Consider the following 15,987-nt stretch of genomic DNA (forward strand, 5'->3'; position numbering starts at 1 on the left):
TCACTAATCAGGGTGAAAGGCTTCTCAGGATAAGCGATGAGAGCAGCACCGCAGCAGACTCCGCGGTATCAAGGTTGTACTGCAGCTGAACCGGGCTGATATAGGGCCTCATCACCATAAACACCGCCAGCGTAGCTTCGTCCAGAGGGGTTTTCCGTTCAAACTCTCCGGCAGCACGCCCTTCAAGAATGATATTTTCTATGAGTTGCCGGAGGCGTTCTTCATGCAGCGCCGCCGATGGCCATCTGTCGCGGGCGGCCACAGCGGCGATGTCATACAGCTTTCGATCGTGAAAGAACAGATCGCTGCCGGACCGGGTCAGCGCTTTGAGCATCTGCCTCATTTTTTCAGATGCCGTTGCGGCATCGGCAATGGCTGCATTAACGATATCCATGATCATACTCAGGCGATTGGAGCAGATCTGTTCGCCAATAGCCTGTTTAGAATCGAAAAATTTGTAGATATAGGCTTTAGAAAATCCTATCGCTTTGGCCAGATCGGATACGGTTGTTTTCTCATAACCATAATGGCCGAAGTGCTCTGTCGCGGCTGCGACCACCTGATCGCGGATAGCATGCTCTGAAGGTCCCCTGCCGGGGTGATTGATCATTTGTTTATTCATTTTTCCAGCTTAACTTAACCATCACTGATTGATAACGAGTGACCAATTTGCAATAAAGTCACGAATTAGGAGTGCTTCAGGGAATAGCAACAGCCCTCTCACATTTCACTGCACGGGTGTTTAGCACCGGTTATCCCGCTTGCAGAACAGTATATTACTGAGCCTGCCGTGCTGAAGATAAATCTGACTTTGCCAGTCTGACCGCTATTACCCGGCCTGAGCAGAGGATATGAAAAAATGCCGGAAAAGATCGTGTCAGGTGGTTGCAGCTGCTGTCTTAACAGGCGTGAAGGATTTTGCCAGGCCGTGCTGTGCACGTACCTGACAAATCAGAATTTCAGTTAGCAGCAGAAAATGCGGGGTAATTTTCAGGTGTAATAAGCTGGTAAGGCACCCAGTTAAGCGTTTCTGCTTTCTGCTTATTCAGCAATGCTTTTACCACCTGAACTGAGCCGGTGGCCTGCCCTCTGGCATCCTGAAATATAGTCAGCGCCATTTTGCCGTTTTTGATGAACTGCTGACCATCAGGTGTTCCGTCAATGCCGGCAACAAGAATTTTTTCGTTCTTTGCCTGACTCAGAGCCATGATGGCGCCTATGGCCATTTCATCATTATTGGCGGCGATAGCGTCAATTGGACGCTGGTTCAGCAGCCAGCCTGAAACAACGTCTACGGCTTCATTGCGCTGCCATTTTGCCGTCTGCTTTTCAATGACTTTCATATCCTTATATTTGGCTATGACTGCTTCTGCGGCACGGGTCCGTTCGCGCGCTTCTTCATTTGACAGCGCCCCCATCAGAATAGCTACGTTACCTTTGTAATTCATTTTTTTAGCCAGGGCCTCCATCTGCATTTCGCCGCCCAGCGCCGAATCTGAACCAACATAGGCCATACCGGCAGGCAGTTTCACTTCAGGCTTGCGGTTAACGAAGACCAGCGGAATACCGGCGCTTTTTGCCGCGTTTATCATCGGCAATACACCCTGGGTATCGACCGGATTCAGGATGATAGCGTCCACACCCTGATTGATAAAATCATCCACCTGCTGAACCTGCAGCGCCACATCCCCTTTTGCATCAACAAACTGTCCGTTGAGCTGGTTTGCTTTAAGCTCCTGCTGCATCCGGGTACGCAGGATAGAGACAAAATTAAGGTCAAAGTTAGCCAGCGCCACACCCACGGTGAAAGTTTTGGCGTTCACGCTCACGCTGAGCGCCAGCGAAAACAGGCAAAGCAGAAAGTTTCTGATATTCATAATCTATTCCTGTAGGGGTTAAAGTCGTTTTTTTAGGAAATAGTTACCGTCGGGTAACAGGCAAATACCCGACGGACAACGCTTACAACATAAAGTGGTCCCGGAACTGCTGAAGCGCCGTTGTGCTGTCACCGCTTGCCCAGCCCTCCAGCGCAACGGTTCCGTGATAGTTCATCTCCTGCAGCGTGCGAGCGATGGCGCGATAGTTGATTTCACCTGTACCGGGCTGCTGACGACCCGGTACATCAGCCACCTGAATCTCGCCGATTGCCAGACCACAGCGCCGCAGCAGCACGATCAGATTGCCTTCACCGATTTGTGCATGGTAGAGATCCAGATTCATTTTCAGCGCCGGGCTGCTGACCGCCTCCACCAGCGCCAGCGTATCGGCCGCAAGGGCAAACGGCGTGCCCGGATGGTCAACCGGTAAATTGAGGTTTTCGAGTGTAAATACCCGTCCGGCGCGCTCGCCGAGCTGCGCCACGCGCCGCAGCGTATCTGCGGCCTGCAGCCACATTGCGCCGGTCACTGTGGTTACAGGTTTAACCGGCAGACCTCGCTCATCAAGGCCGGTACCGTGCAGATTGAGTACCGGGCAGTTGAGCCGTTCAGCCACTGCCAGCGAGAGTTCAGCGCTCTGAAGCAGCTGCTGGATCTCTGCCTCATCAGTTAAATTACCGCTCAGATAGCCGGTCATTGAGGTAAAGCGCGCGCCGGTCGCTGCCAGCGCCTCAATGTCCTTATTCGCCCATCCCCAGATTTCGACACCAAAACCGAGCTCGTGAATACGTTTTACGCGCTCAATAAATGGCAGCTCAGGAAACACCATTTCAGCGCAGACGGAAAGCTGATAACCGGCCATCAGCAATCTCCCAGCCTGACGGGCTGATTACGCTGAACCGACTCAATACAGGCCAGCGCGATCTCCAGCGCATTGCGTGCATCTTCACCAGTGGCGCGGGGCGTCTCACCGCTGCGGATGCAGCGGGCAAACTCGCTCATTTCCGCAACGTATGCTTCCCGCAGCAGGTCTGAGTCCAGACGCGATGTATCAACTTCAATGCCGCTGGCGGTGTAGCGTACGCAGTGATTGGCATTAATATGACCCGCCTGCAGCATGCCTTTACTGCCAAACACCTCACCGCGTACGTCATAGCCATACACCGCCTGAAAGTTAGCCTCAGCGATGGCAATAGCGCCATTATCGAAGCGAATCGTCACCACCGAGGTATCCAGCAGCCCTTTATCTTTGAAATCCGGACGCACCAGCGCATCAGCCAGCGCGTACACTTCAACCGGCTTCGCGCCGTGATTGAAATGCAGCAGCGTGTCGAAGTCGTGAATAAGCGTTTCAAGGAAAATGGTCCATTGCGGGATCGGTGCCGGATCGTGCAGACCAGGGTCACGTGTGACCGAGCGGCTGAGTTGAGTGGTGCCGTTCTCACCGTTTTTTACGGCTGCAATTGCCGCCGCAAATCCGGAGTCAAAGCGACGGTTGAAGCCCACCTGTAACACCACGCCTGCCTGCTTCACCGCGGCAATCGCGCGGTCTGCCTCTTCCAGCGTAACGGCCATGGGTTTTTCACAAAAAACATGCTTACCGGCATTCGCCGCAGCAATCACCCATTCGGCATGAGTGCGTGCCGGCGCGGCGATAGCGATGGCATCAATCTCTGTATCCTGCAGAAGCGCATGCAAATCGCTGTACGCTTTGCTGACGCCCAGACGACTTGCCAGTTTTTCTGCGGCGCCCGGAAAGGGATCGGCAACGGCCGCAAGAGTGGCGCCGGGTACACGATACGCCAGGTTTTCAGCATGGAAGCTGCCCATGCGCCCTGCGCCAATTAACCCTACACGGACTGTTTGCTGGTTCATAAAGACTCCTTGTTATTTCGCTTTTGCCCACGCGGGCGAAGAGGGTTTTTGATCGTGTCGCTGCGCCTGTCCGGCGAAACGACGGGATTTGGAAAGCATCAGCGGCTCGATATGCTCAAGAGAAACGCCCCGGGTTTCCGGTAAAAACCGGCGAACAAACCAGAACGCCACCAGGCATCCCACCGCGCACAACATCAGCGGGAAAGCGCCGTGGAAGTTATCCATCAGCACCCGGCTGCGGTTCATCATGGGGAAGCTCTGGGTAACGATAAAATTTGCGAGGTACATGGAGGCAAACGCAAAGCCCATCGCCACTGCACGGATACGGTTTGGAAAGATTTCAGAGATAAGCAGCCAGGCGCCGAGGCTCCATGACATGCCAAAAATAAGGATGAAAGCGACAAGACCCGCTATCGGCAGGAGCCCGCCCGCCTCAGTGATAAATGCCCAGGCTGTAAACATCAGACAGAATGCACATCCGAGCGCTCCCCAGCGCAGCAGCGGCGTCCGTCCTGTGCGGTCAATGGTGCTCAGGCAAATCGCCACGCCTGCCAGAAGCGCCAGGCCAAGGAAAATACTCTGAAACAGGGAGGCCTGCGTACTGGCAGTAATATTTTGCAGCAGCGACGGTGCGTAATAGAGAAGGATGTTGATACCGGATATCTGTTGCAACACGGCAATGGCGCAGCCAATCAGCAGAATGTAGCGGACGCGTGCATCACGCAGGATGCTGCGCTGGCCGGGGGAGGCATTGTCGTGCTGGCTGGCCGCCAGGATCTCCTGCAGCAGTCGTTCAGCATGCTGCGCATTTGACAGGCGGGTCAGCACCTCACGGGCGTGCTCTGTTTTGCCATTAAGCGCCAGCCAGCGCGGCGACTCCGGCATAAAGGGCACCAGCAGCAGGAACAGGGCGCAGGGTATCACGCCAGAGGCCAGCATCCAGCGCCAGCCTTCACTGACAATCCACTGATGCGGCATACCGCGCGCAATCAGGTAGTTAACGATATAGACCGCTACCTGTCCGCCGACCATCAGCATCTGCTGCAGGCCGAGCATGCGCCCGCGTAAATCTTTGGGTGATACCTCTGCAATGTATAAGGGCGTAATGGCCGACGCCATTCCTACCGCCAGACCGCCCAGCAGCCGCCAGACAACAAACCCGGTCAGAGAACTGGCCAGCGCTGAACCTATTGCTGAGAGCACAAAGAGGATGGCGGTCACGATCAGCGTGCGTTTGCGCCCGATACGATCGGACATAAAACCCACACCCCACGCACCAGCGATACACCCGATAATGACATTTGACACCGCCCAGCCGCTTTCCCACGGCGTTAATGCCAGATGCTCGGTCAGCGGATCGATCACGCCGGAGATTACCGAAGCGTCATAACCCAGAATCACACCGCTGAGCGAGGCAATGGAACAGATATACAAAATCAGGCGTAAATTATGTTTGCGCATAGCGGCTTAATTTCCTTCTGCAGTCGGGATCATGAAGTTGAATCTCCTGTTGCAAAGCCAATGCCAACAAAAACCCGCCTGATTTTGTGAGGATCCGCACAGCTATAGCTCACAAAGTGGAAACAAAATTTACATGTCAACTTAACATGTCAATAAAATGGACATTTCATAGAGCGGGGGAATGTTCGTGAAACAGCAGCGGTTATTAAGAGATGAGAGCGATGCGATTTTCAGCCTGCCAGACAGAGCAGACGCTGACAGTTGGGACGCATTGTTATGGCAGAGCTGGCAGCGTTTTATTCAGGGTGAACAACCGCCAGCGGTACGGCGTAGCATTCTGCAGTCATGGCAGCGTTCGCAACAGCGGGCTATCGATCCCTGCAGCTTTATCTATACTGCTCCGCCAGCGAGTGAGCTGAACGCCATTCTTGAACATAATGCCGAACTGATTCTGGTCGCGCGCAGTATTATGGAAAATCTGCTGGCTTATAATCCGGACGGCCATATCAACCTCACTGATGCGCATGGCGTCACGCTGCATTATTGCGGCGCCGATCTGACCCCGGTCGGCAGTATTCTGCGCGAAGAGGTATTGGGGACTAACTGCACTGCGCGATGCCTGATCGAACAACGACTGGTCTACGTGCTGAGCGGAGAGAACTGGAAACTCGATCTGCGCAGACGCAGCCGACAATGTGCGGCAGCACCCGTCCGCGATGCCGGCGGGCAACTGATCGGTGTGCTTACTCTCACCGCCACGCCAGATAACTTCAACGCGCATACGCTTGGCACGGTGCAGGCGGCAGCGGACGCTGTCGGGCAACAGCTGACGCTGCGCCGTCTGCTGGCAGAACAGCAGTCCATCCTGGAAACGCTGAATGAGGGGGTGATTGTCTGCGATAAACAGGGCCGTATTAAGACACTCAACCGTTATGCACGCCAGATTTTCAGCGATCCTGACCCGCAGGATACACCAATTGATGCTCTGCTAAAGCCGCAGGGTGGATCGCTGCTGACCATGCCTTTCTGTAATGACCGTGAACTGCAGTTTATGCCGGAAGGCGTTCCCCCCTTCTCCTGCCTGATTTCCCTGATGCCGGCACCGGATGGCGGACGCGTGTTATCTCTGCGTGAAGATCAGCGCATCCGTGCTATCACCCGCCGGATGATGGGCGTAAGTGCCAGTTACACCTTTGAGATGATCCGCGGGCACGCCCCTCGCCTGCAGCAGGCAATTCAGAAAGCGCGTACCAGCAGCCGCACTGACAGTACGGTGCTGCTCAGCGGTGAAAGCGGGACCGGCAAAGAGCTGTTTGCTCAGGCCATTCATAACGCCAGCCCGCGGCGGCAGGAGGCATTTATTGCTATCAACTGCGGCGCCCTGCCGCGCGATCTGGTACAGAGTGAACTGTTTGGTTACGCAGATGGCGCCTTCACAGGTTCACGTCGTGGTGGTTCCGCAGGCAAGTTTGAACTGGCGGACGGTGGCACTCTGTTTCTGGATGAAATCGGCGAGATGCCGCTTGAGGCACAAACCAGTCTGCTGCGCGTGCTGCAGGAGAACGAAGTTCAGCGTATCGGGGCGGCGCAGCCAGTAAAAGTCAACGTGCGGATTATTGCGGCAACACATTGCAATCTGCTCGAAGCCGCAGAGAAAGGCGCTTTTCGGCGCGATCTTTATTATCGCCTGAATGTGATCTCATTAAATATTCCACCGCTGCGTGAGCGCCGCGAAGACATTCCGGAGCTCGTTAACGCATTCATTCGGGCACTGTGCGCGCGTCTGAAACGCACGCCTCCTGTGGTCATGCCTGACGCGATGACGGACCTGCAGTCCCGGGAGTGGCCAGGCAATGTGCGTGAGCTGGAAAATGTCGTCGAACGCCTGGTTAACTTATGTGAAGGCTTAGAGATTACCTGTGCAGATCTACCCGACTCGCTGCAGGAGATGACCGCCGCTTATGTGAGCGGGGAGGCGCTTTCCTCGCTGCAGAATCTGGAACGCGCGCACATTATTCAGGTGTTAGAAGAACAGAGGGGAAATCTGCGTCAGTCTGCACAACAGCTGGGGATCTCCCGGACAGCGCTTTATAACAAGCTTAATGCGTGGCAGGTTGATTATCGCGCACTCAGAAAACGTCCTCACTGAGCGCAGCGGACGAGAGAAGTTTCGTTCCCGACAGGCCTGCAGGATGCATTGCAGGCCCTGAATTCATCTTTAACGGTTTTTGTGGCTGCTGCTGAGTCAGCAAGTTTTTCTCAGGCCGCCGAAAACTTGCACCTCACGCGTTCGGCCGTAGCAAAAACCATCGGCCGGCTGGAAGGCAGGCTGGGCGTTACGCTTTTCAGCCGCACAACCCGTCGTCAGACCCTGACGGATGAAGGCGCGCTCTATTATGAATTCTGCCGTCGGGCGCTGGATGAAATCAGAATGGCAGAGGAGATGCTGGAAGGCGGCAAGCTGCAGGCAAGCGGTAAACTAAGAGTCTCTGTGCCGGTTTTGTTCGGACATTTTTGTGTGGCACCGCTATTAGCCGCGCTGGCAAAAGAGCATCCCGGGCTGGCACTGGAAATTTCTTTCAGCGATCGCCAGGTTGACCTGCCAGCAGAGGGTTTTGATATAGCTGTCAGGATTGGCATGCTGGATGACAGCAGTAGCCTGATAGCCCGCCAGCTAACCTCTCACGCCATGGTTTTATGTGCATCACCGGCATATTTGCGTGAAGCGGGAGAACCTGTCTTACCGGAGGATCTGCAGCAGCATGCCGCGATTGCCTACCTCAGTGCAGGACGCATTCTTAAATGGCGTATAAAAAATGGTGATAAAGGGATGTATGAAATGACGCCATCCGCCCGGCTGATAATGGATGACATGCAGGGTATAAGAGATAGTGCCGTTGCAGGAGGAGGGATCGCCTGGCTGCCTGACTGGCTTGTGCGGGAGCAGCTTATCAATGGCAAGCTGGTACAGGTGTTAAAAAACTGCTCTTCTGAAAGACAGCCGGTCTATGCCGTATGGCCGCAAATGCCTTATCTTCCTCTTAAGGTCAGGCTGGCGGTAGATAAACTGGTGAGCGAACTGCCAGCTATGATCTCTGGTGCTGAAGACCCGATCTGAGATTCGCTCACGCCGTCTGTATGTCTGGTTTGTGGCAGAAGCGGATGTTAGCCTCATTAAGTCCACAATCAAATTGCGCCACAGCAACGGTGACAGAAAAGAATTTTGGTCAGTAAAACTCATCTTTATGTTGATATCTGTATTCTTGCGTTATCCCGGTATAACCATATGAAGCCGCATTATAATCAACAACATGCACATTTGACTGCGGATATAGCGGGCAACTTGCTGCCCGCGTCGCAATGATTCAGGCCACGTCCAGACATTTCGGTACGAACAACATGGTGCTGACCCTGCAGCCCCGGCCGACTTTTCCGCGCTAAAGCCCCTGGACAGGATCTGAAAGTGTTTTTTGCCCTCAAATCCCGGCACGACAAAACAGGCGCCGTTGCTGATGGAAAAATACTCCCGGTATCCCCCGTCCAGTCTTTAGAGTGAGAACGCATCCAGTGAGTCAGTAAACGCGGCGCTTTCGATGCCAGATAACCAATAAAGCCCTCAAAAAAGTCAGGCGCAGGCCCTAACTCCGGAGGGATCGGGCAGAGCCGGTTAGCGGGGGTGAGGCTGAAGATCCGGCAACGCCGAAGAGCCGGAGGGGGCCATCAGTTTTTTGATACTAATGACCGCTTCGTACCAGGAGCGGACTTACCCATAGCAATAAATCAGATTATTTATCAGCTACTCTCTTTTCATTTTTTATCTCTTCTCTCAGCACCGCAATCAGCTCCTTCAGCCCTTGTGGAACCCGCCGGTGACCGGGATAGTAAAGATACATAGGCTCTTCAACGGGTGCCCATTCCGGGAGCACAATCCTCAGGCTGCCGTCACGAATGTGGTCACGAACCCTGTCTTCAAGGCAGTAGGCAATGCCGGCGCCTGACAGGGCCAGCTCAATTGCCAGCGCCGTTTCGCTCACGCAAAGCTGTCCCCGGACATCGACTACGCGATAGTCTTCATCCTTCCGGAATTCCCATTTGTAGATAACGCCCTGCCCGGTGCGTAACTGAATACAGTCGTGGAAGCGAAGATCTTCAGGTATGGCAGGAAGAGTATGTTGATAAAGATAGCGTGGCGATGCTACCGCCACCCACCTGAGCTTTTCGCCCAGCCGAACTGCAACCAGATCTTCAGGGACGGTGCCGCCAAAGCGAATTCCGGCATCAAATCCCTCCTGCACGATATCGACCATCCTGTCATCAACGCTGATTTCGATCTCCACTTCCGGATACTTGCTGATAAAGCGCGGAAGATGGCGTGCCATGATGAGGCGGGCGCCGTCACTCAGCACGTTAAGCCTGAGTCTTCCCACAGGCCGATCGCGCATGCGGTTAATTTCCTCAAGCGCGTCGCCAATTTCTTTAAACCCTGTTTCAAGACGTAATGCCAGGCTTGCGCCTGCTTCGGTTGGAGAGACCGTGCGGCTTGTTCTGTTTAACAACCTGACGCCCAGGCGCGTCTCGAGATTACGTATGGTATGGCTCAGCGCAGATGTCGTGATCCCGAGTTCTATGGCGGCTTTGGTAAAACTGCGCATTTTCTCAGTAATAAGAAACGCGTTGAGCTCAGCCAGATCGCTTCGGGTGAGCCTGGTGGAAAGTCTGGTAGGCATGAAGTTAAACCGTTGATTAAAATTCAATGCTATATCAAAGGACATTGCACGGAATCGCGCCAGAAGGATGTTGAGTGTAGAGTGATTCAACAAAACGTTGCAACCCGACGCCACGGCAGACGAAAAGTCATCATTTCGCGGGGGATCTTCGCGTAACTCATCTCTGGACGCTTATCCCTGTTGAAAGAGGCGCCAGGCTTGTGCCCGGCGCCGTGTGAATTTACTTTTTCGTGGCAGAATTGGGTTCAGAAATAATGCGATGACGCTGAGCTTTGTGTGATTCACTCATCATTCTGTTCATCACCTCGCCCTCGTACTCGGCATACTCGCTGCCGTAGACAAATTCATGCCCTGTCATCAGGGCATACCAGGCGCGTCTGGCTACTTCTTTCGGATCGTCCTTTTTCATGGATCCTACCGTCGTACTTGCCTGCCCTGCATTTTTGAAGAAGTTTGTCTCCGTTGCCCCGGGCATCAGAAGCGTCATCGACAAACCGCTTCCCATCAGCTCGTTACGTATGGCGTAAAAGAAGGAGTTGACGAAAGCCTTCGACGCCCCGTAAACAGCTTCAAAAGGTATCGGTGCCGAGCCGGAGAGCGAGGAGGTGATAAGAACGTGCCCGTTGCCTTTTTCAACGAGCCGCGGGATAAATATTTTAGAAAGATGAACCACAGCATCAACGTTAAGCCGGATTAACCTGAGCTCTTTTTCAAGATCGGTACCATCAATAAAGGCGCCGCCGAGGCCTTGGCCGGCGTTGATAACCAGCGCGCTGGGGTTTAAACCGGCCGCATCTATTCTGGTCTGCAGGCCGATTATCTGATCATACTCACTAAGGTCAGCACTGAATGAGTGTACGCTAACTGAAAAGTGTTTTTGCAGATGTTCGCGTGTAGCTGATAGCTTTTTATCATCCCGGGCCACGATGGCAAGATCGTATCCGTTAGCCGCAAATTCTTCCGCAAGCGCCAGGCCAATACCGTTACTTGCGCCGGTTATGAGAGCCAGTTTTTTCTCACTCATATCATTCTCCTGTTGAGACGGTTTACCCGGCCCTGTACAGGCCGGTAACAAAGGGATCATCAGATACTGTCGGTCCAGCGGTAAGCCGGATGATAACCCAGGATGCGCATTGCCTTTTCGCTGCTCAGCACCGATTCATTGCCTGCAAATTGTTTACGCTGCTCAACTTCAGGATAGTAATGGTCGAGAAGTTCCTTTGTGGGGATTCGCATGCAGGTGACATCACTGGTAATAAAGAACTCATCTTTGCCCCTGACGTCATATTCGAGAGCTTTTTCAATCGCCTGGGCAACGTCACGAACGTCAACGTAGGTCCACATATTCCATAACCTGACGGCCGGATCGTCCTGCCAGCTTTCAAACCGGGCGTATTCATCCGGCCCCATAACATTAGAAAGCCGGAGACAGGTAATACGCATATCAGCGTTATTAAGGCAGAACTGACGGGCCATTTCCTCACCCAGCACTTTCGTCAGCGCGTAAATGCTAATCCCCCGTACCGGGTAGTGTTCATCAATCGGCACATATGGGGGCGCCCACCGATCGTAAGGCACGCCGGTAGGAACCTCGCTCGATGACCAGATGATATTTTTAATCCCCAGACGCCTGGATGCTTCAAATACGTTGAAAGTGGCCAGCATATTGTTTCTGAACTCGTCAGAGTCGGGGATCATCCGGGGATGGGGGATACTGGCGAGGTGAACCAGAGCATCAAAAGCTGCAGGTTCGGGTCGTGAATAGATGTCTTCCCCGACGGAGGAAAGGGCGTCAAGTGTTGCACCAAAATCCTCTAAATCCGCAATCATCGCCGGATGTTTGCTGGTTGACGGTTCTTTCTTATCAATGAGGAACAGGTCATACCCTGCTTTTTCAAGCCACTCTACTGTGACCCTGCCAATTTTTCCTGACGCACCGGTAATGGCTATACGTTTCTTATCTGACATACTTCGTCCTTATGGTTGAGGTGCAAATCAACCCTAAGTTTTGATGACAACAGAAAATTAGCGATGAGCCTGGCTAAAAGCTACGGTTACTTTAATTCATCGATCTAGTTTTATTTACAGAACAGGCGGAATCCATCAATCGGCAAGGGTGCTTATAAGGCTTCATAATTAAAGGCCCGCTTTTCGCTCATAGCGGACGTCATAAGCCTCTCTTAGTGTTCAAAACTACCGCAGAGTAAACAACGCTTAAGCAGTGCGGCTTTTAAGCGACGTGAAGCCTGCGGCCTTAAGCGGTCGCGTGTTCGGACAGGCATCGTATTCATTTTGGGACTACAGTTACCGGTGAGGTTGTCATTGACTCGTATCAGGAGGTGTATTCAGTGTTTGATCACGACGACGATCAGGAGAAACCTGTCATCGGAGAGGCAGCACTCAACCTTGCAATGGCGGGACAGGACATTAACCAGCGAACCCTGACGGCGGAGCTGGATTTGATGGCTGGTAACGCTACTAACGCGGTCAGGGCGGAGAAAATCAGAAAAGCCAGACACTGGCTCAATGGTTTCTCTCAAACTGATATGCGCGACAAGGCTGGGCTGCACTTAAAGATGAAAGCAGACCCGGACGACGACGGAAAACATCACTAACCGTTGCCCGGCCCCGGCCGGAAGACGACGAAGATAAGCCAACCTCATAACGGGCGCGTCCGACGCGTACCGGCCGGAGAAACTGTCAGGGATGACACCCGGTTGTTAACTCAGGCAACACCAATCAGAACGGGCAAAAGATAAATAACCTGCCCCACCCCCATCACAAACTTCCTGTTCTGTCAGGCTGGGGAAGGCGTTTAGTGACGGTCAGAACGCGTGGCAAAGAAGACCACGGCGGCTCCAAGAGCGACAACCAGCGTATCTTCAATCAGGCCGCTTCGGGTCTGTCCGATTTTTGTTATCGCCTTTTTGCGGGCTGCAAGCGTGGCATAAGCCAGTGGCACCGCGGCAGAAATAGCCACCGCGGCCCCGGTCTTCTCTTCGCCACGAGGTGCCAGCGCGGCACCGGCAATCCCGGCACTGGCCACGCGCGCCGAGAGGCCAGGAAACACAGTGCGGTCCGGTGCTGATTTCATTTTGTCGCCATACAGCTCCCCTGCTCCCATCGCTAACGCCCCATATTTAAAGAGCGGCCGATCCAGCAGCAGCAGAGCGCCTGACGTATTACGCTTCGCAAGACGTGCCGCAGCAAGAGCCGCCATCGGCGTCATTGAACGGCAACTGGCGACCACGCCAATCAGGGCAGAATAAACAAAACGCGTTATTTTCATTATTGGTTTTCCGGATAGTGAGAGATCTATTTGCTCTTACGCTCCGCCGGGATATAAGGCAGGAACGCGCTATTTAACAAGCACATTTACATGGTCACATTATCTGAGTGTTGGGATCTATACTGCCAGCAGCATGCCTGCTGGAATAATCAGTATAGATGAGCGGTTTGAGCGTGCAGAAAGAAGAGAAGCGGGCGGGTAATAGTGGAAGCATTCAGGCATGTCAGCGTGTTGCATGCCTGAATGTGAATATCGACTATTCGATCTGTCAGAACTGCCAGGAAACGCTGACGTTCATATTTCGTGGCTCACCATAGACGTAACTGTTCATATAGCTGTAGTAGTGGCGATCAAAGAGATTATCGAGGTTGGCCTGTACCGCAACCTGTTTATTCACCTGATAGCGCGCAAACAGCGATGCCAGCGGATAGCTGCCCTGATATACCCGTACGCTCTCACCGCTGGCGTTGGTCACATCCTTAAATACCCGATTCTGCCAGTTAACGCCGCCGCCAATAGTCAGGTCAGGAATAGCGGCCAGCTGATAGCGGGTGAATAGCTTAAAGGAGGTCTGCGGCTGGTAACTGTTAAAGCGGCCACTTTTGTCACGCGCAACATAGCGGGTGGCACCAAATGTCAGTTGCAGATTATCAGTCAGTGCACCATTCAGTTCAAACTCGGCGCCTTTACTCACGGCACCTTTAGCGGCGACATAAGCCTGCTCGCTGCCATTCAGGTAGACACCATCAAGCGCCTGACCGACATCATCCTCTTCGATACGGAATATCGCCACGGTGGCGGTGAGCAGGCCATCGTTCCAGGCAGATTTCAGCCCGGTTTCGTAGCTTTTTCCGGTTACGGGTGACAGGTAGCCGCCTCGGGTATCGCGATAAGTCTGCGGCAGGAAAATAGCAGTGTAACTGCCATAGGCGGACCAGGTATCGTTGATGTCATACACCAGCCCTGCATAAGGCGTGGTGTTATTTTTAGTCGCCTCTCCGCTGCTGCCGGTGGTGCTCCACTGGGTATAGCGCGCGCCAACAATCAGTGACAGCGGATCGGCCAGCGACAGACGTGCTGCGCTGTAAACGGATTTCTGCCGCACCGTGTCATTGGCGTTGCGATACCAGCCCTGCCACGCCGGCTCCGCTACATTACCGCTCCAGTGGTTATCAAAAATACCCATATCGGCTGCCGTGATCTCACGCGCTTCTGCATCGCTGAAACCATCCTGGCTATACGTTGCATTGTGCTGCCGGCTGTAACTGGCACCCGCCATTAACAGATGCTGACGACCAGCCAGCTCAAACGGGCCGCTGGCGAAGCCATCGACAGAGTCCAGTTTACGTTTGCCGCGATCCATACTGCCGTAGCCGGTCGTACCCTCACCGCTCTCCCGATCGGGATTGCCCATCACATAGAGCAGCTTATCGCTGAATGTGTTTTCAGCGTGCGTGCCGTTAACATGAACATTCCAGCCGTTATCAAAGTTATGTTCAATATCGGCAAAGACTTTACGGGAGTTGGTATTATACCGCGCCCAGTTGGCTGCTGAATTCAGGCTGCGATCGTAATGGGTGGTGGCATTGTTACTGTAAAACATCGGCAAACCGCCCCAGGTTGGGTTGCCGGTGTTGTTATCTTCGTAGTCATATCCCAGTGACACGGTGGTGCTTTCAGAGAGATCGGCATCAATGACGCCGTAGATAAACTTTTTGGTCTTCTGATAGCGATCCAGCCAGCTCTGCTGGTCAGTGTAGCCACTTACAATGCGGCCACGCAGGCTGCCATCCCCGTTCAGCGGAGAAGAGAGATCGGCCACATAACGCTGCTTATTCCAGCTGCCATAGCTGGCACTCAGCGTTCCGGTGGCGGTTTTGCTGTCGGCATGTTTGCGCACCATGTTGATTGAAGCCGCCGGGCTACCTGCGCCGGTCATCAGGCCGGTTGCACCGCGCACGATCTCAATGCGGTCATAAATAGCGGAGTCGGAAGCCGCATCGCCATAATTCCATGCGTCGTTGACTAAAGCCGGAATACCATCAAACGTAAAATTGCTGACTTTGAAGCCGCGCGAATAGTACTCAGAGCGTTCACTGTCGACAAGATTAGTGGATATGCCGGTAACGTTGGTTAATACATCATTAACCGACTGCAAATCCTGATCCTGCATGCGCTGCTGTGTCACGACGCTAAGAGACTGCGGTACATCGCGCGGTGTCAGCATCAGCTTAGTGCCCGCACGGGTGGTCTGCACCGCATAGTTCTGGTTACTGAGCGCACTGTTAACGGCCGAATCAGTGCTGACGATCATCTCCTGCGCATCCTCCTCTGCCGCCCGGGCGGGAGTGAGAAGGGAATGCACGGTCAGTGCCAGTAATGAGATGCTGAAGAGGTTATTGAACCCTGATTCCCTGCTACAAAAAGCCATAAACTCTCTCTTAAACATTGGTATTAGGTTAAGCAGTGATGCGCTGTTTTTATATTTATCCGTTCAGCGCAGGCAGGCAGAGGCCCGCAATATATGAGAAAGACAATGATAATCATTTGCTTTAGCAATTCTCTAAAAGATTCCATTGCAAATGTAACTTTATGTAAACATCATAATATTCAGTGATATAGGGAGTTAAAACCCGGAAATAGCGGTGGTTTAGGTTATACCGATTTAGAGAAAGGCAGAGTGCAGGAGGTGATCAGCGATGATTACGGGAGAGATCGCGGTGCCATTCAGGCAGGCCATCCATAGCCTGCCGTTTGC

Annotated in this window: 13 protein-coding genes; 3 read left to right on the plus strand and 10 right to left on the minus strand. The window is 53.4% G+C overall.

Annotated elements, in window-relative coordinates; all coding sequences use genetic code 11:
- Positions 1-7: 7 nt before the first annotated feature.
- The 5 genes from C1Y41_RS14780 to C1Y41_RS14800 form a co-directional block, all read right to left on the minus strand.
- Positions 8-622 carry a TetR/AcrR family transcriptional regulator gene (locus tag C1Y41_RS14780; protein ID WP_071668154.1) on the minus strand — a complete coding sequence of 205 codons (615 nt, stop codon included), beginning with the start codon at positions 620-622 and terminating at the stop codon, positions 8-10.
- A 337-nt stretch (positions 623-959) separates the two neighbouring features.
- A complete protein-coding gene (locus tag C1Y41_RS14785) occupies positions 960-1,877 on the minus strand; it encodes a substrate-binding domain-containing protein (protein ID WP_071668153.1) in 918 nt (305 codons plus the stop codon).
- A gap of 82 nt (positions 1,878-1,959) precedes the next feature.
- Entirely contained in the window at positions 1,960-2,739 is a 780-nt protein-coding gene (locus C1Y41_RS14790; protein ID WP_104085832.1) for a TIM barrel protein, read from the minus strand.
- Positions 2,739-3,752, minus strand: a complete 1,014-nt coding sequence (locus C1Y41_RS14795; protein WP_071668152.1) for a Gfo/Idh/MocA family oxidoreductase — start codon at positions 3,750-3,752, stop codon at positions 2,739-2,741. The genes C1Y41_RS14790 and C1Y41_RS14795 overlap by 1 nt, the downstream gene beginning before the upstream one ends.
- A gap of 12 nt (positions 3,753-3,764) precedes the next feature.
- Entirely contained in the window at positions 3,765-5,213 is a 1,449-nt protein-coding gene (locus C1Y41_RS14800) for a sugar porter family MFS transporter (protein ID WP_071668151.1), read from the minus strand.
- 181 nt (positions 5,214-5,394) lie between these two features.
- Here C1Y41_RS14800 and C1Y41_RS14805 point away from each other — a divergent pair, with 181 nt between their 5' ends.
- Together C1Y41_RS14805 and C1Y41_RS14810 are read left to right on the plus strand one after the other, a co-directional pair.
- Positions 5,395-7,362 (plus strand): sigma-54-dependent Fis family transcriptional regulator, encoded by a 1,968-nt coding sequence (locus C1Y41_RS14805; protein WP_104085737.1) that lies wholly within the window; start codon positions 5,395-5,397, stop codon positions 7,360-7,362.
- Between the two features lie 48 nt (positions 7,363-7,410).
- Positions 7,411-8,331 carry a LysR substrate-binding domain-containing protein gene (locus C1Y41_RS14810; RefSeq protein WP_104085738.1) on the plus strand — a complete coding sequence of 307 codons (921 nt, stop codon included), beginning with the start codon at positions 7,411-7,413 and terminating at the stop codon, positions 8,329-8,331.
- A 667-nt stretch (positions 8,332-8,998) separates the two neighbouring features.
- Here C1Y41_RS14810 and C1Y41_RS14820 read toward each other — a convergent pair.
- From C1Y41_RS14820 to C1Y41_RS14830, 3 genes are all read right to left on the minus strand, one after another.
- Positions 8,999-9,985, minus strand: a complete 987-nt coding sequence (locus C1Y41_RS14820) for a LysR family transcriptional regulator (RefSeq protein ID WP_233207439.1) — start codon at positions 9,983-9,985, stop codon at positions 8,999-9,001.
- A gap of 175 nt (positions 9,986-10,160) precedes the next feature.
- A complete protein-coding gene (locus C1Y41_RS14825) occupies positions 10,161-10,964 on the minus strand; it encodes an SDR family oxidoreductase (RefSeq protein WP_071668147.1) in 804 nt (267 codons plus the stop codon).
- Positions 10,965-11,023: 59 nt separating this feature from the next.
- Complete coding sequence (locus C1Y41_RS14830; RefSeq protein ID WP_104085739.1) at positions 11,024-11,908, minus strand: NAD(P)-dependent oxidoreductase; 885 nt, start codon at positions 11,906-11,908, stop codon at positions 11,024-11,026.
- 380 nt (positions 11,909-12,288) lie between these two features.
- Here C1Y41_RS14830 and C1Y41_RS14835 point away from each other — a divergent pair, with 380 nt between their 5' ends.
- On the plus strand, positions 12,289-12,555 hold the full coding sequence (locus C1Y41_RS14835) for a hypothetical protein (RefSeq protein WP_071668145.1): 267 nt from the start codon (positions 12,289-12,291) through the stop codon (positions 12,553-12,555).
- Between the two features lie 200 nt (positions 12,556-12,755).
- On the opposite strand, the gene C1Y41_RS14840 is transcribed toward C1Y41_RS14835, so the two are convergent.
- Positions 12,756-13,229 (minus strand): hypothetical protein, encoded by a 474-nt coding sequence (locus C1Y41_RS14840; RefSeq protein ID WP_094110818.1) that lies wholly within the window; start codon positions 13,227-13,229, stop codon positions 12,756-12,758.
- Between the two features lie 268 nt (positions 13,230-13,497).
- Positions 13,498-15,660, minus strand: a complete 2,163-nt coding sequence (gene fhuE / locus C1Y41_RS14845) for a ferric-rhodotorulic acid/ferric-coprogen receptor FhuE (RefSeq protein WP_104085740.1) — start codon at positions 15,658-15,660, stop codon at positions 13,498-13,500.
- Between the last annotated feature and the right edge of the window lie 327 nt (positions 15,661-15,987).

This window comes from Pantoea sp. ICBG 1758, assembly GCF_002928325.1.
GTDB classification, from domain to species: Bacteria; Pseudomonadota; Gammaproteobacteria; order Enterobacterales; family Enterobacteriaceae; genus Pantoea; species Pantoea eucrina.

What these genes read in the sequence shown, in the direction of transcription:
- C1Y41_RS14790 (WP_104085832.1), bottom strand. Translation starts at nt 2,739, where the DNA reads ATGGCCGGTTATCAGCTTTCCGTCTGCGCTGAAATGGTGTTTCCTGAG.
- C1Y41_RS14840 (WP_094110818.1), bottom strand. Translation starts at nt 13,229, where the DNA reads ATGAAAATAACGCGTTTTGTTTATTCTGCCCTGATTGGCGTGGTCGCC.
- C1Y41_RS14820 (WP_233207439.1), bottom strand. Translation starts at nt 9,985, where the DNA reads ATGTCCTTTGATATAGCATTGAATTTTAATCAACGGTTTAACTTCATG.
- C1Y41_RS14825 (WP_071668147.1), bottom strand. Translation starts at nt 10,964, where the DNA reads ATGAGTGAGAAAAAACTGGCTCTCATAACCGGCGCAAGTAACGGTATT.
- fhuE (WP_104085740.1), bottom strand. Translation starts at nt 15,660, where the DNA reads ATGGCTTTTTGTAGCAGGGAATCAGGGTTCAATAACCTCTTCAGCATC.
- C1Y41_RS14830 (WP_104085739.1), bottom strand. Translation starts at nt 11,908, where the DNA reads ATGTCAGATAAGAAACGTATAGCCATTACCGGTGCGTCAGGAAAAATT.
- C1Y41_RS14795 (WP_071668152.1), bottom strand. Translation starts at nt 3,752, where the DNA reads ATGAACCAGCAAACAGTCCGTGTAGGGTTAATTGGCGCAGGGCGCATG.
- C1Y41_RS14780 (WP_071668154.1), bottom strand. Translation starts at nt 622, where the DNA reads ATGAATAAACAAATGATCAATCACCCCGGCAGGGGACCTTCAGAGCAT.
- C1Y41_RS14805 (WP_104085737.1), top strand. Translation starts at nt 5,395, where the DNA reads ATGTTCGTGAAACAGCAGCGGTTATTAAGAGATGAGAGCGATGCGATT.
- C1Y41_RS14800 (WP_071668151.1), bottom strand. Translation starts at nt 5,213, where the DNA reads ATGCGCAAACATAATTTACGCCTGATTTTGTATATCTGTTCCATTGCC.
- C1Y41_RS14785 (WP_071668153.1), bottom strand. Translation starts at nt 1,877, where the DNA reads ATGAATATCAGAAACTTTCTGCTTTGCCTGTTTTCGCTGGCGCTCAGC.